Here is a 21,631-nt window from a genome sequence, read left to right as displayed (position 1 = left end):
TAACTGGTCAGCCCGCAGGCGGAGTGAGCACCTGTTCGAATAATAGTGCCTCAAAGACTTCCATGGGCGCTTCTGATTTAAGTGTTTTGGCGCGTAAAATAGCCCCTTCCCAACCGCAGAGAATAAAGCTTGCCAGCCGATGCGGGTCAAGCGCTGTGGGAAGTAAGCCCTGGGCCTGTGCATCCTGTAAACAGCGCGCAAAACGCTCTTCCCAGCGTTGGAAGGCGCTGTTGAGCGCTTCACGAAAACGGTCGCTTTGACCGGCCAGTTCCTGGCCTAAATTACCAATCAGGCAACCGGTCGCATGGTCGCACTCGCGCATGTACGTCCGGCCAGCGGCAAAGTAACGCTGCAAGCGCTCTAGCGGTGGCGTCATCGAATCTTCAAGCAGGGCCACTAAACTCTCATCGTAATCATTGGCAAAGCGCTCAATGACCGCCAACCCAAAATCTTCTTTACTGGAGAAGTAATGGTAAAACGACCCTTTAGGCACGTCGCACGCTTTAAGAACGGCATTGATGCCCGTTGCGTTATACCCTTGCTGGGCAATCAACTCGGCACCGGTATCAATTAACTTATCGCGGGTGGCGGTGTTTTTCATACGCGTAAAAAAGACTCGTGGGTCGGCAATTATTCCAATGTGGATAGATCACGCCATTAAAAAGCCGCAGATACTACCGGCTTGCGAAGGGTTGCACGCTATTTTCATAATGCTTACCCAATCGCTGCGAACCAATGCGTGATGCTAGCATGATACGCTTGTTTGTCTGGAATTTTCGCTCTTACGACGGATACCCCGTGTTGATAAAATCGCTTAGCTCTTGTTCCTCATCCCAACAGGGTCGTATTCGTTTTGGCGCCGTGGCAGCCCTGCTGGTTTTTGCGGTTGGCTTGGCCAGCGCCTGGTGGATTATTAGCCAGCCACCGCGTATTGAGCGACGTCCACCGCCTGAACCAACGCCACCGGTGGTCGATGTCATCACGCTTACCCAAAGTACCCAGTCGCCTGCCCTCAGCGGTTTTGGCCGCGTTGAAGCCGAGCAGACCGCTATGCTGGCAAGCCGCGTGGCAGGCCAGCTGGAGCGCTTTGCTGAAAACGTGCTGCCCGGTCAGGTCGTCGAGGAAGGCGCGCCGGTTGCGTATATCGATCAGGCTGATTTACGCCTGACACTTGAAGATGCCGAAGCCCAGCTAAGCAACGCCCAAGCCCAGCTTGCGCTGGAAAATGCTGAGCAGCAGCGGGCACGCAGTGAATATGAATCGTTTGGCCGTCAGCTGTCAGCCGAGCGACGCTCATTGGTGCTGCGTGAACCTCAGCTGCGCCAGGCCCAGGCCCAGCTGACCCAGGCGCACGTAGTGCGTGACCAGGCAGCGCTCAATCTGGAGCGGGCCACGCTTATCGCGCCTTGGCGGGCCATGGTACAGGAGCGCCTGGTGGGCGCGGGCAGCCTGCTGAGCCAGGGAACCGAGATCCTTAATCTTGTCGGCGTCGAACAGTTCTGGGTACGCGCCTCGTTGCCCGGCGATGCGCTTGAGTGGCTGGAGCCTGGCAGCGCGGTCAGCCTTTCAAGCCGAGGCTGGCCCATTGATGCCACCCGTCAGGGAACGCTGATCTCCATTTTGCCAAATCTTGAAGAAAGCGGCCTGCAGGCACAGCTGTTGATCGCCGTCGATGACCCGCTAGCGCTGGATACCGATGGCCCGGCACTGCGCCTGGGCGATATCATGCGCGTGTCGTTTCAGACCCAGTCCCATGAAGAATTGATTGCACTGCCCTCGGCTGCGTTACGCCCAGGCGAGCGAGTCTGGTGGGTGGATGAAGAAAATCACTTGCATAGCAGCATCGTAACGCTTGCTTACCGTGGAGAAGAGCAAGCCCTGGTGCGTAGCGGCCTGCAGGTCGGGCAGCAGGTTGTCACCTCAGGGCTTGCCCAACCCCGTGAAGGCCAGCAGGTACGCATTCGCCAGCGCGGCGATACCCCGGCAAGCGATAGGGAGAATATCTGATGCGCCGCGGCCCGCTTGCCTGGATGATCGACCATGGCGTTGCGCCTAACCTTCTGATGCTGCTGTTTATCGTGGGTGGCCTTATGGCCTCGCTCGCGATTAAAAAGGAAGTCTTCCCTGAGTTTGAAATTGAAATCGTTCAGGTCAGCATCAGCTATCCCGGCGCTACCCCAGAGGACGTAGAGCAAAGCCTGCTGCTGCCCGTTGAGGCGGCGGTGTCGAATGTAGAAGGTATTGATGAGCTGACATCAACCGCTGGCGAAGGCAGCGGTATGGTCAGCGCGACGCTGATTGACGGCGTTGATGTGATGCGCGTTTATCAGGATATTCAGCAGTCGGTTAATGCGATCACTACGCTGCCCAACGCCGCCGACCCGCCACGCTTCACGCTGGCCGGGCGCTCACGCAGCGTGGTAAGCCTTCAGGTTTATGGGTCGGTAGGGCTCGCTGCGCTTCACGATGCCGCTGAAGATATCCGGGCTGAACTTCAGGCCGTAGAGGGCATTTCGCGAGCGGAGCTTTCCGGAAACCGTGAACGGGAAATTCAGATTCATCTGGATGAAGAAGCCATTGAACGCTTTGGGCTTGATCACCAGCAGCTTGCCGCGCGTATCGGCGAAGAAGCCCTGGACTTGGCAAGCGGACAGCTAACCACCGCCGAAGGCGAATGGCTGGTTCGCTACCAAGGGCGGCGCAATAGCGCGGCTGAATTTGCCGACCTGCCGATTCTCACCACCGCTCAAGGATCACCTATTCTGCTGGGGGATATTGCCGCCATCAGCAACGGCTTTGCAGAAACCGACCGGGAAGAGTTCTATAACGGCGAGCCGGGCCTGTCGGTCGATATCTATCAGATTGGTCACCAAACGCCGACCAGCATTTCAGAAGCGGTTTACGGCGAGTTGGAGCGCTTGCGGGCAGCGCTTCCGCCCAGGGTTAGCCTGGATGTCTCGCGCGACAGTTCTGAAATATACGAAGACCGTCTGAGCCTGCTGTTGAAAAACGCCTGGATGGGCCTGGCGCTCGTACTGGTGCTGATGGCGCTGTTTCTTGAAGCGCGGCTGGCCTTTTGGGTAACCCTGGGCATTCCAACAGCATTTTTGGGGGCCATGCTGTTTCTTCCCTGGATCGGCGTCTCACTAAACATGATGTCGATGTTTGCCTTCATCATTGCACTGGGGATCGTGGTCGACGACGCGATTATGGTCGGCGAAAACATCTACAGCTATCGTGAAGAGGGCTACTCGCTGCGCGATGCGGCGGTAAAAGGTGCCAGCGAAATTGCCGTGCCGCTGACCTTTGCCATCTTGTCGAATATCGTCGCGTTTCTACCGCTGCTGTTTTTACCCGGCTTTTTGGGCATGCTGTTTGCGACCGTGCCGGTCGTGGTCATCACCGTGTTTCTGATTTCCTGGGCAGAAGCGCTGTTTATTCTCCCCGCGCATCTGGCCCACAGCCGCAAGCCGCGTGAAACACCGGCCTGGCAGCGACCACTGGAAGCGGTGCGTCAACGCATGCAGAGCGGCTTACACCACTTCACCTACCGCCAGTTTGAGCCTTTTCTACAGCGTGCGCTCAATCAGCGCCTGCTAAGCGTCGCGCTAGGAGTAGCGGTGCTGGTCGTGGCTCTCGCCTGGATAATGAGCGGGCGGCTGGGTTTCTCGCTGATGCCCCGCGCGGAGTCGGATCAGGTTCAAGCAACCGTCACGCTGCCCATTGGCACCAACATCAGCGTTAGCCGGGAGCTTAGTCAGCAGTTGCTTAATGCCGCTCAGACATTGAGCGAGCAGGAAGACACGCTCAGCTTTAGCAGCACGCGCAGCCGCCTAGACGGCGAAGAGCTACAAGTCAGGCTTGATATCGCAAATGATAGCCTGGAAGCCTGGCCACCCTCGCGTATTGCGCGTGAGTGGCGCACGCTTGCGGGGGATCTAGTCGGCGCTCAGTCGGTGCGTTTTGAATCCGATTTTGGAGGCCCTGGCAGTGGTGCGGCGCTTAGCCTACGCCTGTCTCACCCCGACACTCAGGTGCTTGAAGCGGCCGCTTCACGGCTTGCCGATGAGCTGGGTGAGTACGGGCTAACCGATATCGATAGCGGGATTGGCGATGGTAAGCCGCAGCTGGAAATGCGCCTTTCCGCAGAAGGTCGGGCGCTGGGCCTTACCGGCAGCGACTTGGCCCAGGCACTGCGTGGCCCCTTGCAGGGTGCTACCGCTGTTGAGCAGTTTGTCGGGCGCCGCGAGATTAGTGTGGAAGTTCGCTTGCCAGAAGCCGACCGCGATAGCTTAAACGAGCTTTACCGCATGCCCGTTCGCACGCCGGACGGGCTTAGCGTGCCGCTTTCCCGCGTGGCGGATATTACCCTCAGCCAGGCCTCCAGCAGCCTACAGCGTATTGATGGCCGACGGATCATTACCGTGACGGCCGATGCCGAAGGTGATAGAACCATTAATCAGGTGTTGGCAACACTGCAGGAAGACGTTTTCCCGATACTTGAGAACACCTGGCCAGGGCTTGAGGTCAGCTTGGGCGGGCGCCAGCAGGATACCGCTGACAACCTTGCTACGCTGCGCACCGCCATGTGGCTTATGCTGGCGGCCCTCTACGCGCTGTTGGCAATTCCGTTCAGGAGCTATCTGCAGCCTTTGCTGGTGCTTGCGGCGATCCCCTTTGGTATTGTCGGTGCGGTGATGGGGCATATCATCATGGGGTTTGGGCTTTCGATTATCAGCCTGCTGGGTATGCTGGCGCTCTCCGGGGTGGTGATCAATGACGCTCTGGTGCTGATCGATTACGCCAACCGCAAGCGGCGCGAAGGCATGGCCCCGCGGGAAGCCATTGTAGCGGCGGCCACCCGGCGTTTACGTCCTATCATGATGACCACCCTAACCACCTTTTTAGGTCTGGCGCCGATGATTCTCGAAACCTCCCGCCAGGCGCGCTTCATGATCCCGATGGCCATATCGCTTGGCTTTGGGATGATTTTTGCGACCGCTATTTTGCTGGTTCTGGTGCCGTGTCTCTATCTGGGCATGGAGAACTGGCGCGAGCGATTGAGCATGCCACGTCAACCTGGCCAGGAAGGCACCATCTGATGGTTTTTTCGTTTCCCAAATGGCGGCCCTCACGGCTGGGCTTAAAGCTGTTTGCGGCCATATTAAGCGTTAACGTGGCCATTTCAGCCAGCATGTTCCTGGCGGTTTCCTACAGTATCGATCGTGGCTTTCTCGATTACTTAAGTCAGGCCCAGGAGCGTCGTGCCATGCTGCTGGCCGACGGCTTAATTACTCGCTGGGAAACGCAGAACAACTGGCAGTGGTTGGAAAATAAGCCCCGCCGCTGGCCGAATATTGTGCGTTTTGAGCTAGGCCAGGAAGACCGCGAGCGCCCTTCTCCGCTGGGTGAAGCCCGGGATTTTGCACTACGTGCCCCCGACGGCCGGTTTGTTATCCCACCCATGGATAATCGAACGGGCTCGAGCGATTGGCGCTGGCTAACGCTTTATAGCAACGATCTGGAAATCGGCGAGCTGGGGTTTCGTCCGCCTCAGCAAATGCTTGAGCGCATGGAAAATCACTTTTTAGAGCGCCAGCAGCGCAATTTGATGATTATCGTCATCTCGATTGGCCTGGCCTCACTGCTGCTGGCAGCCGGGCTCTCCTGGTGGCTGAGCCGACGCACGCGTGCCCTGGCCATTGCGACACGGCGTCTCACCGAAGGCAATTATCACTCCCGCCTGCCCGAGCGTGGCCGCGACGAGCTTTCGCGTCTGGCGCGGGACTTTAACGTTTTGGCAGCGACTCTTGAAGCCAACCGGGACGCGCGCTCGCGCTGGGTATCCGATACGGCTCACGAGCTACGTACGCCGCTTGCCGTATTGCGTGGTGAAATTGAGGCCATGCAGGATGGCATTCGCCCTCTGAATCAGGAAAATCTGTTTTCTCTTGCCCAGGAAGTGGCTCAGCTCGAACGTCTGGTTGCCGATTTACGTCTGCTCTCGCAAAGTGATGCCGGGGCGCTGGATATTCATTTAGCCCCGATGGATCTTAGCGAAAGCCTGACCAGTCGCCTTGAGGACGCCGACCGCTGGCTCAAGGAAAGCGGCCTTACCCTGACCACGCATATTGCCCCCGGCGTTATGATTCGCGGCGATGCTCAGCGCCTGCATCAGCTGTGGAATAATCTGCTGGATAACAGCTGCGCCTATACCGATGCCCCAGGCAAACTTCAGGTGACGCTTGGTATCCAACACCACCATGCAGTGATTACCTGGCAAGATAGCGCACCCGGCGTGCCCGAAAGTGAGCTTGTGCGGCTTACCGAGCGTCTTTACCGGGTAGAGGGGTCGCGTAACCGTGCCAGCGGCGGCAGCGGTTTAGGGCTTTCGATTGCCAGCGCGCTGGTCAATGCTCACGGGGCAACGCTTAAGGCCACAAACACCCAGCTCGGCGGCCTTTGCTGGACGCTGCGTTTTCCGTTGCTCACTGCCCATTAATTACTCACTGTTCATTAACTACTGAGCGAGTCCACTATGTCGCATGACGCCTCGTTGTTGATCGTTGAAGACGAACCCAAAATTGCTCGCCTGATGGATGACTACTTAAGCTCTCATGGCTATGCCGTGACCACGCTTGGTCATGGTGACGAAGTGCTTCCCTGGTTAGAAAACAACTCGCCCAAGCTAATCCTATTAGACGTTATGCTGCCCGGCAAAGATGGCCTCACGCTATGCCGGGAAATACGCCAGCTGTGGCCTACGATCGCCATTATCATGGTCACCGCCAAGGTAGAGGAGGTGGATCGCCTGCTAGGGTTAGAGCTGGGCGCCGATGACTACATCTGTAAACCCTTTAGCCCCCGCGAAGTGGTGGCCAGGGTAAAAGCCGTGCTACGCAGAAGCCAAGCCCTTGCTGAACAAGCCACGGCGGATCAACCTGAAACACTGGCGCCGGTCACTCTCAACGAAGATGGCTGGCAAGCCCTAGCCCATGGCCATGATATAGGGCTCACTGCGGTTGAATTTCAGCTGCTGCGGGTGATGATGCAATCGCCGGGGCGAATCTTTAGCCGTGAGCAGCTAATGGATCACATGTACCGCGATAACCGCATCGTGTCAGAGCGCACCGTGGATAGCCATATTAAAAAGTTACGTAAAAAAATCACTGAAGCCCTCCCCGAGCAGGAGATCATTCGCTCAGTGTATGGGGTAGGATATAAGTATCAGCCAGAGGGCTAACCGCAGGATTCACTATGAAGGCGCTTATAGTAGAAGATAACGACAATCTAGCGCGTTCGATGGCCACAACCCTGCACGATGCAGGTTTCAGTATTATTGTCGCCAACGATGGTGCCAAGGCCCTTCCGATACTGGCACAGGGCGGCTTCGATCTGCTGGTGTTGGATCTAGGCTTGCCAGAACTTGATGGTATTAGCCTTTTGCGCAAATTACGTCATCAGCAGAATACCATTCCGGTGCTGATCATCTCCGCCAGAGACACGCTGGACCAGCGCATTCTAGGGCTTGAAGAAGGTGCCGATGACTACCTGTGCAAGCCCTTCTCTCTTGATGAGGTGGTAGCCCGCGCCCGTGCACTCGTTCGTCGTGCCAAACACTTTGGTGGTGAAACGCTGCAGTGTGGTCGCCTGGAGTTTTTGCCTGACGCGATGGAACTCAGAATTGATGGCCAGCCAGTGGCATTACATCGCCGCGAGCTGGAAGTAGTGGAATATTTGATGATTAACCAAAATCGTCTGGTCAGTAAGGATCAGATTATCGATCGGCTCTCTACTACGGACGAGCCTGTTAGCTATGCGGCAGTGGAGACCTATATTTCGCGTATTCGTAAGAAAATCGGCTATGACTTCGGTTTGAAAACGGTCCGCGGTCTAGGCTATTACCTGGCCCCCAAAGAAGCCTCCAACCCAGCATCTGACGCCTGATATGCCTGTTAACAAATCGATAAAAAGCCGCTTGCTGCTGTGGATTGGTTTGCCGTTTACGGCTCTGGCCTTTCTTGCACTTCTTTCAAGCTACCTGCTGTTGACGCGCCAAATTAACGAAACCTTTGACGGTATGCTGCTCAATGCCGCCGAGCGCCTGGAAAGGCGTATCTATACGGTGGACGGCGCGCTACGTATTAACATGCACTACTTCAGCATCAGCACACTGGGTAGCCGCGGTGAGGGCAAAATATTCTACCGAATGCGCGAAATAAATGGTGGGATGATTGCCGGTTTTCAGGGCCTGGGCGACCCTCCCGAAGACCTTTCAGAACCGATATTTTATGACGTGACATACGCTGGCAACGAGCTACGCGCCGTTGCCCTGACGTTTCCCTTCAACCGCGGTCGTGAGAACGTCAATATTGAAGTAATCGTTGCGGAGTCCAAAGAAGCGCGCTACACGCTGATCAATGACTTCATGGTAACGCTCACCGGGTTAGCGGTAATTGCCGGGATTCTTGCCATTACCATCGCTTGGCTTGCGATTTATCAAGGCCTGGCACCGCTTAATAGCGTAAGCCAAGCGCTGCGTCGCCGTTCACCCCGTGACCTTCAGCCGCTTGAAGACGGTGCTCCCAAAGAGATCCATCCACTGATTATTAGTATCAATCAATTGATGCTGCGTATCCGACGCAGCATTGAAAGCACGCAGCAATTAAATGCCGATGTATCCCATCAGCTGCGAACACCCATTTCTGAAATACGGGCACTGACTGAAATCTCGCTGAAAGCAGCCCAGGAGCCCGAAATTCGGGCAAACCTTATCGAAATACAGCGCATTTCAGAGCATGCCAGTCATACGGTTCAACAGCTGCTGAAATATGCCAAGACCCGCAGCGAGCTGGTGGATGATACCCATCTTGAAGCTGTAGATCTGGTGGCGATATGCCAGGACGCCTGCGCGCAAACCGCCACCAGCATCTACCAAAAAGGCCAGGAGCTGTCGTTTGATCAGCCCCATACCATTCCAAAAGTGCTGGGTGACCCGATCATGTTGCTATGGCTGGTAATTAACCTGATTGAAAACGCCAGCCTGCACGCGGGAGGCACTGAGGCCTATCAGGGCCCGATTGATATTACCCTGACGACGCAGCAGCAAAAGGTAATCCTGACGGTAAGCGACCTGGGTACCGGCGTGGAGGAGGCGCAGCTTGGCAAGCTGACCGAGCGGTTTTTCCGCCACAATCCGCACGCTCCCGGTAGCGGCTTAGGCTTGGCCATTGTGGAGCAGATTACCACCGCGCACTCCGCCCTCCTCTCTTTTAGCAATAGGCCTGAAGGGGGCTTCGCTGTCACGGTAGCGTTTCCCGCTATGCAGCCGTCTGCTTAGCAATGCGAATGACCAGCGGGGTCATAAAGATCAGCAGTAACAGACGCAGGACATGGTGTGACACCACATACACCGGATCGATATCCATCACCATGGCGATGACGGCCATCTCCCCCACACCGCCAGGAATCAATGCCAGCAACACCGCCACAAAGGAAAGCGGCGTTATGCTTGCGACCAGCCAGGCCATCAGCGCCGCAACGATTAGCGCAAACAGTGCATATATCATCCCAAACCGCCCCACGCTGACCACCTGAGACCAGTGGGTCCCCGAGAAGCGCGCGCCGACCGAAGAGCCCAACACCAAAAAGGCCGTGAACACCACCCAGGTGGGCAATGAGTAATCCATACCCAGGTTCGCAATGATAGCGCCTGCGGCCATCGGACCTAAAAATTCCGGGATGGGAATGCGCAGCAAACGGGCGAGCCACCAGCAAAGCGGGGCCAATAACAGCGGCAGCCCATCCATTAGGGAAAGCGATACGGGCGAGCTTTGCAGCGTGACATCATCCACAAAGAAGCTTGCCATCAGCGCCGCTCCAGATACCACAGTGACCAGCCGCAGCGAGTGCGAAATAGCGATCCAGCGCACATCGCCATTGGCGCGCTCGGCAAGCACTAGGGCTGAGTTCATGCTCCCGGGATAGGCACAAAACATAGCGTCCATAGGCCCTACGTTGGCGCGGATAAAGATAAAGTACCCGCCCACCAGCATAATCCCCATATAAACCAGCATCGCCAGTACGCTTGGGTACCACTGCACCAGACTGACCAGCTCACTGGCCTGAATTCGGCTCCCGATAAAGAGTCCCAGCAGGGCAATGGCCACACGATGCAAGCGCTTATCAACGCCGGTTTTAATACCGCCAAGAGATACCACCATCACCATAAAAAGTGCGCCCAGCATCCAGGCCAGGGGCAATGAAAAAAGGGTGGCGATAACGCCACCCAAGCAACCCAAGACTAACGTTTTCAGCGTTTTTTTTGCCATTACGCTACGCCTGTTTGGCCGCACGCCAGGTACTGAAGCGCGCCATTAACGGCTGGCTAAATAGTGAGAACAGCAAGAGCGCGAGAATTCCGAGCGTTACCGGGCGCTCAAAGATGTAGCTGAACTCCCCACCGCTGATTTGATAAGAATGCAGCAGAGACTTCTCAGCAAGCGACCCCAGCAGCATGCCAATCACAGCGGCAGGTACCGAGTAGCCGTAGTGGCGGAATATCCAGCCAATGACCGCAAATACCAGCACGGTGGCGGGACCTGTCATATTGCCGGTCAGGCCAAACGACCCCATAACCGCGAGTACCAGTACCGAGGGAATCAGGTAGCGCATGGGCACTTTGACAATATTGGCCAACAGCGGAATAAACAGCAGACCCACTATCACCAGCAGGAACACCTGAGCGAAGTTGGCAAAAATAATCGCGTAGACCACGTCGGTTTGCTGGCGAATAAACTGCGGCCCGCCGGTGATGTTATGCATGGCAAACGCAGCCAGCATTACCGCTGTTGCCCCGCCGCCGGGAATCCCGAGCGCCAGCAGAGTAGCCATTGAGCCGCCTTCAGAGCTGCTGTTAGCGGCTTCTGATGCCACCACCCCCTTCGGGTTACCCTTGCCAAACGAGTCAGGATCTTTATCACGGCGCTTGGTTTCAATATAGGAAAGCAAATTGGAAACCGAGGAGCCCACGCCGGGCACTGCCCCGACCAGCACGCCGATCAAACCACCGCGCAGCATGACAACCGGGTAGCGCATCGCCATCTTGCAGCCTTCAAAAATCTCGCTGACTTTCACTTTGCGTGAATCGGCGGATTCAACAATAAAGCCTTTGTTGGCAAGCTTGAAAAGCTCAGAGGCGGCAAACATGCCCATCATGGCCGGAATCACTGGAATACCATCTAGAAGGTACGTTTGCCCCATGGTGCCGCGCGCCAAGCCAATTTCACTAAACCCAATGGTACCTACCAGAAGGCCGACAAAACCCGCCACCAGACCTTTAAGTACCTGCTCGCCCTTCAGGCTGGCAATCAGCGTCATGCCCCATAGGATGACCACAAACATTTCGGAAGGGCCAAGCCTCAGTACCAGATAGGAGAGCGGCTGAATCATGAAAAACAGCACGAGATAACCCATCAGCGCGCCTACTACAGAGGCCGCCAGCGCCACGCCCAACGCCTGGTTATGCTGCCCTTTGCGTGCCATTGGGTAGCCATCGAAAGCGGTAGCTATAGCCGATGAAGTGCCCGGAATATTCATCAAAATGGCGGGAATACCCGCGCCGAACGAGCCGCCGGTAAAAATAGCGGTTAAGAACAGCATGGCCTGAATGAAATCCATGTACATGGTCATGGGCAGGAAGATCGCCATGGCCATGGAGATCTGCAGACCCGGCGTTGCGCCAAAGATTAACCCCAACACGATGCCCGGTATTACCACGAGCCAGGGGCCAAAATTAGAAAAGAGCAGATCCAGACCCTGCTGTACTGCGCCAAAATCGATCATATTGCCTCCTTAACTGGGTAGCAGTAGCAGCGTCATGGGATAGGGCAGCATCTGGGAGAAGAAGAATGCCACGGCGAACCCGAACGCTGCGCTAAAGCCAGCCACCGCTAACCAGTTACGCTCACCTTTGAGGATCAAAAAGAGCGCAATAAACAGCACGGTCGACACATCAAAACCGAGCGTTTCTAGCGATAACACATAGGCGCCAAACAGAACTACGACGGGCAGCGTTTGATGTAACGGCTCCTCGTCGTCAGCGATGCTAAACAGGGCCCCCTTCTTTAGGCGTAACACCAGCTCGATGGCAATAATCGACAGAACAATGACTGAAAGCGGCAGTATCAGGAGTAAATTCTGGGGCTGTGCCGAGACGCTGATCGCGTCCAGCAAATACCACAAGGTAAAGGAAGCCAGACCGATGAGAACTAAAAAGTCCCCATAGTCGCGTTTCTGTGCAGGCATGGTTCAACTCCAGGCTGGCCATATGAAAGGTGGCCAGCCATGACAGGAAGATCAGTTAAGCAGGTGGGCGTATTTTTCAAATACAGCGTAGTTTTCGCGCATCAGTTCGTTGGCACGTTCAGGTCCAATCCAGACACCGCCCATTTCATTACGCTCAAGGTGCTCTTGAACGTCTTTACGGGCCAGCGCGCTCTGGATGGCTGAAGCGAGTGCTTCAAAGCGCTCAGGATGCTGAAGCTCAACTTCGCTGGTTACCGCAAAACCACGCATCGAACCTTGCAGTACCGGCACCTCCAGATCCATTGATGCCAGCGCTTCATTGATCGGCGGGGCATCCCACTGGTCAATGCGTTCGTCACTTACAATGGCAAGCGGCGTCAGAAACTCACGAATTCCCTCACTGCCCTGGGCACTGATAGAAACGAAATCCACCTGACCACCGGCAACCGCTGAGCGGGCTTCACCGCCGCTGTTATACGTCACGAGGTTAAGGTTTTCTTGAGGAATACCGGCTTCTTCCAGCAACAGACGAATCATCAAGTGGCCGGCTGAACCTTGAACGACCGCGCCACGCACCTGGCCGCGCTCTTCGCGAATCGCTTCCAACAGTGAAGGCAGATCTTCGTACCCGCTATCTTTATTAGCAGCGATCAGATCCAGATCGAACCACTGAAAGTTGATATACGAAAAATCATCAACACTAAAGTTGGCGCCACCGGTCAGGACCGAATTGGCTAGATAAGGAGCAAAAGTTGAGGCATAAGTGGTGTAGCCGTCATCCGGCATGTTCAGCACGTAGTTGGATGCGACCTGAGTTCCTGCACCCGGGCGGTTGGTCACTTGAACAGGCACGCCGATTTCTTCAGCGATGTAGCCTGACATAATACGTGCCAAGCGGTCGGCGCTACCGCCGGTACCAAAGCCAACCACCATATTGATCGGGCGCTCAGGATAATCATCTGCCGCGGCGGCAGGCATGATTAACGCAAGTGATGCTGCCACAACCGTGGCACCAACGAGTAGCGATTTCATATTGAAGCTAAACGAAGCAAATGTTTTCTTGGGCATAGCGCGCTCTCTTTCTTATAGAATTATAAATTTCAAAGCAGGCTATCGCCTGCGGAGCACAAAGCTATCCCATGAACCTGTCACCAACCTTGCACGACGTAAAAAGCCAACTAAAGTCTAACCGTGTTTTCAACCTGGCGATTCAAAAAGGCAATGGCCGCTTTCATGGCGCTGCCGCGGAATATAAAGCTGGCTAAATGGCCACGCCATGGCTGGAGATAAAGCTCGCTCGGGGTTCCTTGAGCTTGTAGAGCCCGATAAAAATCAGTGGCATGGTCGACGGGCACCAGCCTGTCCCACTTGCCATGGAACAGGAAAAACGGCGGCGCTTGAGGGATTAGCTGGCGAGCGGGAGATGCCAGCGTATAGGCTTCGGTTTTCTCGGCGCGCGTGCCGCCTATAAAATCAACCACCAGCGGGCCATCATCGAATTTCAGCAAATCACTTGGAAGCCCACCCGCCACCACGGCGGCTAGCCGGGTATGCTCGCCGCCATAAGGGGCCGCGAGTGGGCCTTCAGCCCCCGCCACGGCTAGCAGACTTACCAGATGCGCCCCGGAAGAGTAACCAACCCCCACTACTCTGTCGGTGTCTATACGCCACTCTGCCGCATGGGCGTGAAGCCAGTTCATGGCTTGCTCTAGATCGTAAAGCTGAGCGGGAAACTGATACTCAGGGGCAAAGCGATACTCGATGTTGATCGTGACATAGCCCTGCTCTGCCAGCTGTTCAGCAATCCCCTGCATATCGTTTGGACCACGATTGCGCCATCCCCCGCCGTGAACAATCAACGCCGCCGGGCGACGTTCCAAGCCTTGGGTATGGGGAAGCAGTACTTGAGCATTGAGCATTTGCGGCCAATCAGCCGGGGTATAAGGCTGCGGATCAAGACGCTCAAAGGTCACGGTATCACGCGGTGAGACACGCTGCTCAATAGCCGATTGATCGTTATGAACATAGTGCGTTGCAGTGCATCCACCAAGCAGCAGAGCAAGCGTGCCCAAGCCAAGGTAGCGGCAAACAAAACGGGCGTATGGCATTTATCATTCCTTATGCGAAGAAAGTGTTTAGCAAATAGCCATAGTCCACCAACATCACCGTTATTGCACACTCCGTGCATACGATTTGCACTTCGCCGCTTGATACTGACATCGTCAACTTACCAAGAGGTACGTTATGAAAATGTCATTACGTCAGGTTTTTGCTCCCGCTCTGCTTGCTTTCGCGCTAACGCCGCTCGCTTTTGCAGCCCAGGCAAACCAACACGAAGACCATGCCTCAGAGGTTGATCGTGAAGCATTCCAACAGCGCATGGAAGAGCGCCGCCAGGAAGTATATGAGCGTGCTGGATTAGATGAAGAGCAGCAAACGGCCCTTAATGAGCTGAACGCTGAACACTATCAGGCCATGCAGGCATTGCGTGAAGAGCACCACGAAAAAGTCGCGGAACTTCTTTCTGAAGAAGAACGCGACGCTTTAAAAAATGCCATGCAAGAGGTGCGCGAAGAGCACCGTGGCGACGGTAAAGGCCACGGCCGCCGCGGTGAGCATGACCATCACGAAAGAAACGCGGAAACTGCCAGCGAGTAAGCCATTTAATCGCTATATTTCTAGAACGCCCGGCCATCACCGGGCGTTTTATTTTTTGTGCCTTAAGGGCACCGCACTAACGTCCGATTGTGCAAATTTGAGGTCAGGAGTAGCGTAAAGCGTATATCTATTCGCCACTCAAGAGGCCTACCCATGTCCCGCGCGAATCGCCCCTCGGACTATGTGTTTCCGATGCCTGGCAGCGCATTGCTTAACGCCTGGCGTGAAGGCTATACGCTCGGCATGTTGAAGCGCGATGTGATGGCGGGTCTCACCATTGGCGTGGTAGCGGTGCCGCTTTCCATGGCGCTGGCGATTGCGATTGGCGTACCGCCTCAACATGGGCTTTATACCGCTATCGTGGCGGGTGCGGTAATCGCCTTGACGGGTGGCTCACGGTTTAACATCTCAGGCCCCACGGCGGCCTTTGTAGTCATTCTATTTCCTATCGTTGCCCATCACGGTTTGGGCGGGCTACTAATTGCCACGCTGATGGCCGGGGCAATTCTGGTTGCACTCGGGCTTTCACGCCTGGGCAGCCTGATTCAGTATGTCCCCTACCCGGTAATTCTAGGCTTTACGGCAGGTATTGGCGTGGTGATCGCACTGCTACAACTGCCTGATTTTCTAGGCTTATCCGGTGTCGAGCTGGGTGACAGCACCCTGCATAATTTGATGCTGATCAGCCAGGCACTGCCCGGCCTGTCGCTGGCAGATATCAGCGTCGGACTTGCTACCCTAGCCACACTATTGATCTGGCCGCGTCTAAAAACGCCGATTCCAGCGCCGCTGGTTGGATTAACGGTGGGCACGCTGGCAGCTTTTTTGCTGACCCTGGGCGGCATTGAGGTCGACACTATCGCCTCACGGTTTAGCTGGGAGTTTCAAGGCGAAAACGGCAATGGCATTCCGCCCTTTGCGCCAAGCGTTGCGCTGCCGTGGCATTTTCTGGGGGAGGATGGCACGCCGCTTGAAATCAACTTCGCCTTGATTCAGTCGTTACTTGGCCCGGCGCTTGCCATCGCCTTGTTGGCGGCGATCGAATCACTACTGTGCGCGGTTGTGGCCGACGGTTTGACCCGCACACGTCACAACCCGAATGCCGAACTGATCGGTCAGGGACTGGGCAACATGGTAGTCCCTTTCTTTGGTGGCATAACCGCGACCGCAGCGCTTGCCCGTACCGCTACCAATATCAAAAGCGGGGCGTTTTCGCCGATAGCCGCACTGGTACATTCGCTGGTGGTACTGTTGGCCGTAGTCGTCCTGGCGGGCGTGCTGGGCTACGTTCCCATGGCGGCGTTGGCAGCCTTACTGTTTATCATTGCCTGGAACATGAGCGAAGCACGCCACTTTGTTCACACGCTGAAAAGCGCCCCCGCAAGCGATGTATGGGTACTAGTGATCTGCTTTCTGCTCACCGTCATTTTCGACATGGTGATAGCGGTAGCTGTCGGCATAGGCCTAGCCGCCGCTCTGTTTATTCGCCGGATGGCGCAGTTGACCAATACCCAGCGCTTCACCGCGCCGGATACGCACGCGCAATACCCAGCTGAAGTGGCGCATTACAAGATCACGGGACCGCTGTTTTTTGGCGCTGCTGAAAAGGCTATTGCGACACTGCGCATGATTGATCACAGCGTGCGCATTATCGTGTTGGATATGCGCGATGTGCCCAGCCTGGATACTACCGCCATGGTGGCGCTGGATACATTGCGTCGCGAACTGAGCGAACAGAAAGTGGGCATTATCTTCGTCGGGCTACCGCCGCGCATGATGTTAAAAATCAAACGTGCTGGCATACGTCGCGAAATGGGCAAGCTAGCTGTCGCGAGCAATCTGGCCCACGCTGAGCGGATAGCGCGCCTCTGGCTGGCAAGAAACGGTCACCCGGAAATCAATAACCAATAGCGGGTATCAGGGGACTAACAATCCCGCTCGGCAATACCGAGCGGGGGTAGCACGTAAGCGTGGTTTAGAAGAAGCCCAACGGATTGATGTCGTAACTAATCAGCAGGTTCTTGGTTTGCTGATAGTGTTCGAGGGCAACCTTGTGGGTTTCACGGCCGACGCCGGATTTCTTGTAGCCACCAAACGCGGCGTGAGCCGGGTATTGGTGATAGCAGTTGGTCCATACACGGCCGGCCTGGATGCCCCGGCCCATACGAAACGCCACGTTGATATCGCGACTCCATACACCCGCGCCCAAGCCAAACTCGGTGTCGTTGGCAATCGCGAGCGCCTCTTCTTCATCCTTGAAGGTCGTGACCGCGACTACCGGGCCAAAAATCTCCTCCTGGAAAACGCGCATTTTATTGTTGCCTTTAAGCAGCGTCGGCTGGATGTAGTAACCGCCGTTAATGCTGTCATCCAGGGTTTCTTTGTTGCCCCCGGTCAAGAACTCCGCGCCTTCTTCACGGGCAATCTCCATGTACGACATGATTTTGTCGAACTGTTCCTGAGAGGCTTGAGCGCCGACCTGAACATCGGTATCCAGCGGGTTACCACGCTTGATGGTTTGGGTGCGCTCCATCACTTTCGCCATAAACTCGTCGTACATGCTTTCCTGAATCAGCGCGCGCGATGGGCAGGTACATACTTCGCCCTGGTTAAAGAACGCCAGTACCAAACCCTCGACCGCTTTATCGATGAACGTCGGTTCGGCGTTCATGATATCGGCAAAGTAAATATTGGGCGATTTACCGCCAAGCTCTACGGTGGAGGGAATAATATTTTCAGCCGCGCATTTAAGGATGTGCGAGCCGACCGGGGTGGAACCGGTGAATGCGATCTTGGCGATGCGCTTGCTGCTGGCCAACGCTTGCCCAGCTTCGGCACCGAAGCCATTAACAATATTGACGACACCAGCGGGCAGCAAATCGCCAACCAGCTCGATGAGTACCAGCACGGAAGCCGGGGTTTGTTCGGCAGGCTTAAGTACCACGCAGTTACCGGCGGCAAGCGCGGGCGCCAGCTTCCAGACGGCCATTAAAATCGGGAAATTCCAAGGAATGATCTGCCCAACCACGCCTAACGGTTCGTGAAAGTGGTAGGACACCGTATTGGCATCAATATCCGCAGCGCTGCCTTCCTGAGCGCGCAGGCAGCCTGCAAAGTAGCGGAAATGATCAACGGCCAGAGGGATATCCGCATTTAACGTTTCGCGAACGGCTTTACCGTTATCCCAACTTTCGGCTACGGCCAGCATTTCGATATTCTGTTCAATGCGGTCGGCGATTTTTAATAAAATATTGCTGCGTTCAGCAGCGGCGGTTTTACTCCAGGCAGGCGCTGCCTTGTGCGCAGCATCCAGCGCTTTATCGATATCCTCGGCGGTAGAGCGCGGGATTTCGCAGAATACCTGACCATTAACAGGGCTAACATTATCAAAGTATTGGCCGTTAACGGGAGGCACAAACTCACCGCCGATATAGTTGCCATAGCGTTTTTCAAATGAGACAACTGACCCGTTTTCACCTGGATTGGCATAGATCATGACAAGGCTCCTGAGTTTTATGATTATTAAACGTGCTTTGACAGTATTGTTTATTATTGGCTACGACGATAGAGCACGAGGACAGGATTAGCTCTCATCCCTTGGTAGAAGATAAGCACACGGCTCCAGAAGGCTGACGTTGTAAACCAGCGTTCAGTGTCTCTTGGTTTTCAGGATCCCGCTTTTCAGGTACTAGCTTTTCAGGTATTAGCTTTGTAGAACGTCGCGCCGCCACCGTTCAAGTTCTGTAAGCGTTCGAGCAGCGTTATGGCGCAATAAACTAAACACGCTGTCTAGCTGGCACGGGGTATGGCCCTCTTCATGGGCTAATAGCTCAAGATGCTGGGCATCATCCGCTAACTGCTCTGCGCCCATACTCAATGATTCACCGCGCAGCTGGTGCGCCAACCGCGCTACCTGTTGCAGCTGTTCATCAAACAGGCGTTCCGATGCCGCAAGGTAAGCCGCCAACTGTAAGAGATAATCGCTTACCTGCTGTTGATAAAGCACCATAAGCTGGATTAACCGCTCATCTCCCAGATTTTCCAGCAGCATATTCAGTGTGTTGATGTTGAGTAATGCGTGCTCTGGCGCATCTTCGTTTAACTGTTCGAGCGACGGTAGCAATAAATCTTGCCTTGACGACAATAGGTGCAGCGTAAGCACGTTACTCAGCGCTGATAAGGAGAGCGGTTTGGTAATATAGTCGTTCATACCCGCGGCAAGGCAGCGCTGGCGATCATTGCCGCCGGCGGTCATGGCCACAATAGGCACCTGAGCCAACCAGCCGCCCTGCTCTCGCAGGCGTTGGGTGACCATCAGGCCATCCATATCCGGTAGCTGAATATCCATGAAAATTAAATGCATCTGCAGAGACTGCGCCATGGTTAGCGCATCCTGACCATTCTCTGCACAGACCACATCGCACCCTAAGCGCGATAACAGGCTCGTCGCTACCTTGCGGTTGACCGCGTTATCTTCGACCAGCAGTAGCGTTGTACCCGCAAAGTCTCCCGCCGGCTCATTAGGCAGAGATGCGGTTTCCGGACTGGCCTTTACAAGCGGCAACTCACACCAAAAGGTACTGCCCTGCCCCGGCTGGCTCTGCACACCTAAACGTCCCTGCATGGCCTCGCTCAACCGCTTGCAAATGGCAAGCCCGAGGCCAGTGCCGCCATAGCGACGTGCAATTGAGGAGTTAGCCTGTTGGAAGGGTTCAAATAAAGTTTCCTGCTGCTCCTCGTTAAGCCCACAGCCGGTATCGATGACTTCGAGCAACAAGTTTTCAACCGTTGACGAGACATGAATATGTATTTCACCGTGGTCGGTGAACTTCGTCGCATTGGCCACCAGGTTCAGTAAGATCTGCCTGAAACGACCAGCGTCAATCATGATCCAAGGGGGCACCAAGGCATCAACATTTACCCTTAATACCAAGCCTTTCGCCTTCGCACGCGGCTCAAAGAGGGCCACTACGCTATCAATCAAGGGCTTTAGTGCCGTCGGTGTGGTTTCGAGTGTTAAGTGGCCAGCTTCAATTTTAGAGAAATCGAGAATCTCATTGATCATGGCCAGCAGTTGGTTGGCGCTGTCGTGAATCGTCCGGGCATAATCTTCCACCTGAGCCGGGCTTGTCGGCTCGCGTAACAGCTCGCTCATGCCGATCACACCGTTAAGCGGCGTGCGAATCTCATGGCTTACCATGGCCAGAAAATCTGATTTAGCGTGGTTAGCAGCCTGGGCTTGCTCAGCAGTAACTTCCAACTGCCGACTTAGCTGCTCCTGCTCGCGCCTGGCGGCCGCGCTTTCACGCATTTCACGTAGCAAGAAGCCTATCACTAACAGCACGGCCAGACTCATACCCAGCAGCAGCGTCATTAAGAGCTTATAAAGCGTACTCAGCCATATGCGCTCTTCAGTGGCGGACTCTGCCAGGTAGCCGTTAATCGTAATTACAAATCGTTCAGTTAACTGCGTTAGCCTATCCAGTGCCGTTTCAAGCGAGCTAACGGGTAGTGATTCAAGCTCACTATACGGCGCAAACATGGTGTCCAGTGTTTCCATTTGCTGCTGTATGTGCGCCATTAATTCACTCGCATCACCAATGGCATGCAACAGCGTACTGACCTCACCCTCCTGAAGCAGCGTAAGGCGGCTGTATAACAGCTCAAAGCGCATGTTCAGTTCATTTTGCACCGGCGGTGTAATATCGGTTCGAGCTGTCGCAAGTAAATGGTTAAGAAGCTGCACCGCATCACGGTCAAGCTTATACACTACCCACGAGGTATCTTCGCGCAGGCTTTGGGTGAGGTTGTCCTGACGCCATGCGGCAAGTGCGGCAACCACGAGTGCTGCGGCAAACAGCAGCACGGTAATGATGGCCACCAGTTTTAGACGCCGGGGATAACGCAGTAGGCTGGGAGACTGCGTCACGGAGCTACTTAAGCGCATCGATACGCATCACCTGCCAAACAGCTCTAAAGCGCATTTTTTCATTTAATAAAGTGTCATCCTGATCAAACGGATACAGCACCCATAGCGGGCCATACTCACGGATAGGCATTGGCGCGTGGTTGCGCTCAAGTGCCAGTATTACGTCATACTCATAAAAATCACTGACAGGAATTTCAGCTTCGTAGCCATTCAGCGCCGCCACCCTTACCATCTCACTATTGGCGCCGACACGCTCCAGCAGATCGCGCATCAGTGGGCCAGAATAATAGCTGACGCCACTGGTCCAGGGCGTGCTCGTATCAAAACCGAACTGGGGAAGGTCTTTCAGCATTGCAAAGTCAAATCGCGCGCCTTCAAGCGCATTCTCTTGGGTAATATCGCCTCTAATTTCTAACAGCGCCGCGCCTTGGGGCGCTTCTAAAGCTGCTGATTCGCCAGCCACTCCCATTTGGGGAATGCACAAAGCCAGCAGTAGCCCTCTAACTAATAAGGCTTTCATCATTATTTCCTCATGGAGCCTGGATCTAAAATGTTGTAAACGAGCCATTAATAGAGACTCTATAAGAGTACGTGATCTCACTATTTAGGTCAGGCAAAACACGAGTTTTTTCATACGTCCGGATAGCAAAGGTAGTTAGCTGTTATGTGTCAATAAATTTAGTTTAACCAACAGGCATCGCCGCGCCTATAAAAAAACCCCAGCTTGGCTAAGCTGGG

The 21,631-nt window shown here is 55.1% G+C and carries 17 protein-coding genes; 8 read left to right on the top strand and 9 right to left on the bottom strand.

Annotation, left to right across the window (positions count from 1 at the left end; all coding sequences use genetic code 11):
* Nucleotides 1-7 precede the first annotated feature (7 nt).
* The gene (locus ACT3XD_RS01560) at nucleotides 8-601 is read right to left on the bottom strand and encodes a TetR/AcrR family transcriptional regulator (protein ID WP_018916373.1); all 594 of its coding nucleotides are present in this window, start codon (nucleotides 599-601) and stop codon (nucleotides 8-10) included.
* Between the two features lie 149 nt (nucleotides 602-750).
* On the opposite strand from ACT3XD_RS01560, the gene ACT3XD_RS01555 reads away from it, so the two are divergent.
* The 6 genes from ACT3XD_RS01555 to ACT3XD_RS01530 are packed head-to-tail and all read left to right on the top strand — an operon-like array spanning nucleotide 751 to nucleotide 9,340.
* Nucleotides 751-2,007 carry an efflux RND transporter periplasmic adaptor subunit gene (locus ACT3XD_RS01555; RefSeq protein WP_192537770.1) on the top strand — a complete coding sequence of 419 codons (1,257 nt, stop codon included), beginning with the start codon at nucleotides 751-753 and terminating at the stop codon, nucleotides 2,005-2,007.
* On the top strand, nucleotides 2,007-5,102 hold the full coding sequence (locus tag ACT3XD_RS01550; RefSeq protein WP_192537771.1) for an efflux RND transporter permease subunit: 3,096 nt from the start codon (nucleotides 2,007-2,009) through the stop codon (nucleotides 5,100-5,102). The genes ACT3XD_RS01555 and ACT3XD_RS01550 overlap by 1 nt, the downstream gene beginning before the upstream one ends.
* Nucleotides 5,102-6,502 carry an ATP-binding protein gene (locus ACT3XD_RS01545; RefSeq protein WP_192537772.1) on the top strand — a complete coding sequence of 467 codons (1,401 nt, stop codon included), beginning with the start codon at nucleotides 5,102-5,104 and terminating at the stop codon, nucleotides 6,500-6,502. The genes ACT3XD_RS01550 and ACT3XD_RS01545 overlap by 1 nt, the downstream gene beginning before the upstream one ends.
* 36 nt (nucleotides 6,503-6,538) lie before the next feature.
* Entirely contained in the window at nucleotides 6,539-7,243 is a 705-nt protein-coding gene (locus ACT3XD_RS01540) for a response regulator (protein ID WP_192537773.1), read from the top strand.
* Nucleotides 7,244-7,257: 14 nt separating this feature from the next.
* Nucleotides 7,258-7,947 (top strand): response regulator transcription factor, encoded by a 690-nt coding sequence (locus ACT3XD_RS01535; protein WP_018916368.1) that lies wholly within the window; start codon nucleotides 7,258-7,260, stop codon nucleotides 7,945-7,947.
* A 1-nt stretch (nucleotide 7,948) separates the two neighbouring features.
* Nucleotides 7,949-9,340 carry a sensor histidine kinase gene (locus ACT3XD_RS01530; RefSeq protein WP_192537774.1) on the top strand — a complete coding sequence of 464 codons (1,392 nt, stop codon included), beginning with the start codon at nucleotides 7,949-7,951 and terminating at the stop codon, nucleotides 9,338-9,340.
* On the opposite strand, the gene ACT3XD_RS01525 is transcribed toward ACT3XD_RS01530, so the two are convergent.
* The 5 genes from ACT3XD_RS01525 to ACT3XD_RS01505 form a co-directional block, all read right to left on the bottom strand.
* Nucleotides 9,321-10,331: an AbrB family transcriptional regulator gene (locus tag ACT3XD_RS01525; RefSeq protein ID WP_192537775.1), complete on the bottom strand. Its 1,011-nt coding sequence runs from the start codon at nucleotides 10,329-10,331 to the stop codon at nucleotides 9,321-9,323. The genes ACT3XD_RS01530 and ACT3XD_RS01525 overlap by 20 nt on opposite strands.
* Before the next feature lie 4 nt (nucleotides 10,332-10,335).
* Nucleotides 10,336-11,844: a tripartite tricarboxylate transporter permease gene (locus tag ACT3XD_RS01520; protein WP_018916365.1), complete on the bottom strand. Its 1,509-nt coding sequence runs from the start codon at nucleotides 11,842-11,844 to the stop codon at nucleotides 10,336-10,338.
* Nucleotides 11,845-11,853: 9 nt separating this feature from the next.
* Nucleotides 11,854-12,306, bottom strand: coding sequence for a tripartite tricarboxylate transporter TctB family protein (locus tag ACT3XD_RS01515; RefSeq protein ID WP_192537776.1), 453 nt, complete (start codon nucleotides 12,304-12,306; stop codon nucleotides 11,854-11,856).
* A gap of 51 nt (nucleotides 12,307-12,357) precedes the next feature.
* Nucleotides 12,358-13,374 (bottom strand): Bug family tripartite tricarboxylate transporter substrate binding protein, encoded by a 1,017-nt coding sequence (locus ACT3XD_RS01510; protein WP_192537777.1) that lies wholly within the window; start codon nucleotides 13,372-13,374, stop codon nucleotides 12,358-12,360.
* Between the two features lie 110 nt (nucleotides 13,375-13,484).
* Nucleotides 13,485-14,414, bottom strand: a complete 930-nt coding sequence (locus ACT3XD_RS01505) for an alpha/beta hydrolase (RefSeq protein ID WP_192537778.1) — start codon at nucleotides 14,412-14,414, stop codon at nucleotides 13,485-13,487.
* 136 nt (nucleotides 14,415-14,550) lie between these two features.
* Between ACT3XD_RS01505 and ACT3XD_RS01500 the strand changes: the two genes are divergently transcribed.
* Entirely contained in the window at nucleotides 14,551-14,964 is a 414-nt protein-coding gene (locus ACT3XD_RS01500; RefSeq protein WP_192537779.1) for a hypothetical protein, read from the top strand.
* A gap of 153 nt (nucleotides 14,965-15,117) precedes the next feature.
* On the top strand, nucleotides 15,118-16,875 hold the full coding sequence (gene dauA / locus ACT3XD_RS01495; protein ID WP_192537780.1) for a C4-dicarboxylic acid transporter DauA: 1,758 nt from the start codon (nucleotides 15,118-15,120) through the stop codon (nucleotides 16,873-16,875).
* A 64-nt stretch (nucleotides 16,876-16,939) separates the two neighbouring features.
* Here dauA and exaC read toward each other — a convergent pair whose 3' ends face one another.
* The 3 genes from exaC to ACT3XD_RS01480 form a co-directional block, all read right to left on the bottom strand.
* Nucleotides 16,940-18,460, bottom strand: coding sequence for an acetaldehyde dehydrogenase ExaC (exaC, locus tag ACT3XD_RS01490; RefSeq protein ID WP_192537781.1), 1,521 nt, complete (start codon nucleotides 18,458-18,460; stop codon nucleotides 16,940-16,942).
* A gap of 207 nt (nucleotides 18,461-18,667) precedes the next feature.
* Nucleotides 18,668-20,911 (bottom strand): ATP-binding protein, encoded by a 2,244-nt coding sequence (locus ACT3XD_RS01485; RefSeq protein ID WP_192537782.1) that lies wholly within the window; start codon nucleotides 20,909-20,911, stop codon nucleotides 18,668-18,670.
* Nucleotides 20,898-21,413, bottom strand: a complete 516-nt coding sequence (locus ACT3XD_RS01480; protein WP_192537783.1) for a molybdopterin-dependent oxidoreductase — start codon at nucleotides 21,411-21,413, stop codon at nucleotides 20,898-20,900. Before ACT3XD_RS01480 ends, ACT3XD_RS01485 begins: the two co-directional genes overlap by 14 nt.
* Between the last annotated feature and the right edge of the window lie 218 nt (nucleotides 21,414-21,631).

Origin of the sequence: Halomonas sp. AOP7-B1-5 (genome assembly GCF_052353045.1) — a bacterium.
Lineage (GTDB): Bacteria > Pseudomonadota > Gammaproteobacteria > Pseudomonadales > Halomonadaceae > Vreelandella > Vreelandella colorata.
The sequence above is the reverse complement of the archived record's forward strand: the minus strand, read 5'-3'. Positions and strand labels throughout refer to the sequence as shown.

What these genes read in the sequence shown, in the direction of transcription:
- ACT3XD_RS01540 (WP_192537773.1), top strand. Translation starts at nt 6,539, where the DNA reads ATGTCGCATGACGCCTCGTTGTTGATCGTTGAAGACGAACCCAAAATT.
- ACT3XD_RS01550 (WP_192537771.1), top strand. Translation starts at nt 2,007, where the DNA reads ATGCGCCGCGGCCCGCTTGCCTGGATGATCGACCATGGCGTTGCGCCT.
- ACT3XD_RS01545 (WP_192537772.1), top strand. Translation starts at nt 5,102, where the DNA reads ATGGTTTTTTCGTTTCCCAAATGGCGGCCCTCACGGCTGGGCTTAAAG.
- ACT3XD_RS01515 (WP_192537776.1), bottom strand. Translation starts at nt 12,306, where the DNA reads ATGCCTGCACAGAAACGCGACTATGGGGACTTTTTAGTTCTCATCGGT.
- ACT3XD_RS01510 (WP_192537777.1), bottom strand. Translation starts at nt 13,374, where the DNA reads ATGCCCAAGAAAACATTTGCTTCGTTTAGCTTCAATATGAAATCGCTA.
- ACT3XD_RS01505 (WP_192537778.1), bottom strand. Translation starts at nt 14,414, where the DNA reads ATGCCATACGCCCGTTTTGTTTGCCGCTACCTTGGCTTGGGCACGCTT.
- dauA (WP_192537780.1), top strand. Translation starts at nt 15,118, where the DNA reads ATGTCCCGCGCGAATCGCCCCTCGGACTATGTGTTTCCGATGCCTGGC.
- ACT3XD_RS01530 (WP_192537774.1), top strand. Translation starts at nt 7,949, where the DNA reads ATGCCTGTTAACAAATCGATAAAAAGCCGCTTGCTGCTGTGGATTGGT.
- ACT3XD_RS01525 (WP_192537775.1), bottom strand. Translation starts at nt 10,331, where the DNA reads ATGGCAAAAAAAACGCTGAAAACGTTAGTCTTGGGTTGCTTGGGTGGC.
- exaC (WP_192537781.1), bottom strand. Translation starts at nt 18,460, where the DNA reads ATGATCTATGCCAATCCAGGTGAAAACGGGTCAGTTGTCTCATTTGAA.
- ACT3XD_RS01560 (WP_018916373.1), bottom strand. Translation starts at nt 601, where the DNA reads ATGAAAAACACCGCCACCCGCGATAAGTTAATTGATACCGGTGCCGAG.
- ACT3XD_RS01485 (WP_192537782.1), bottom strand. Translation starts at nt 20,911, where the DNA reads ATGCGCTTAAGTAGCTCCGTGACGCAGTCTCCCAGCCTACTGCGTTAT.
- ACT3XD_RS01535 (WP_018916368.1), top strand. Translation starts at nt 7,258, where the DNA reads ATGAAGGCGCTTATAGTAGAAGATAACGACAATCTAGCGCGTTCGATG.
- ACT3XD_RS01520 (WP_018916365.1), bottom strand. Translation starts at nt 11,844, where the DNA reads ATGATCGATTTTGGCGCAGTACAGCAGGGTCTGGATCTGCTCTTTTCT.
- ACT3XD_RS01555 (WP_192537770.1), top strand. Translation starts at nt 751, where the DNA reads ATGATACGCTTGTTTGTCTGGAATTTTCGCTCTTACGACGGATACCCC.
- ACT3XD_RS01480 (WP_192537783.1), bottom strand. Translation starts at nt 21,413, where the DNA reads ATGAAAGCCTTATTAGTTAGAGGGCTACTGCTGGCTTTGTGCATTCCC.
- ACT3XD_RS01500 (WP_192537779.1), top strand. Translation starts at nt 14,551, where the DNA reads ATGAAAATGTCATTACGTCAGGTTTTTGCTCCCGCTCTGCTTGCTTTC.